1 protein-coding gene is annotated in these 310 nt (G+C 70.6%); it reads right to left on the bottom strand.

All coding sequences use genetic code 11. The annotated features are described in order from the left end of the window. On the bottom strand, positions 1-310 hold a 310-nt coding region (locus IF43_RS0135820), incomplete at both ends, for an 8-amino-7-oxononanoate synthase (RefSeq protein WP_030211342.1).

Genomic DNA, 310 nt, shown 5'->3' with positions numbered 1-310 from the left:
CTCCAGTTCCAGGTGGAGCGGACGGCTGCCGGACAGCAGCCGGCTGGCGGACACCGAGGTGCCGTAGGTCTCGATCGCCTCCCTGGCGGCCTCGTTGACCCGGGGGTGGGTGGCCATTCCCAGGTAGTTGTAGCCGGAGAAGGACAGGAGCCTGCGGCCGTCGACGACGGTCGTGTCCGTCAGACCGCCCTCGTGCACGACGAAGTACGGGTTGGACAGGCCGGTGCCGGAGAGCGCGCCGACGCGTTCGCCGTGGGCGGTGACCTCGGGGAAGCAGTCGATGCGCGTGTGCTCCTCGGACAGCGCGGCG

It is taken from the genome of Streptomyces sp. NRRL S-87 (genome assembly GCF_000719335.1).
Classification (GTDB): domain Bacteria; phylum Actinomycetota; class Actinomycetes; order Streptomycetales; family Streptomycetaceae; genus Streptomyces.
Note: the sequence above shows the minus strand (reverse complement) of the source record. Positions and strands in the feature narration are given on the sequence as shown.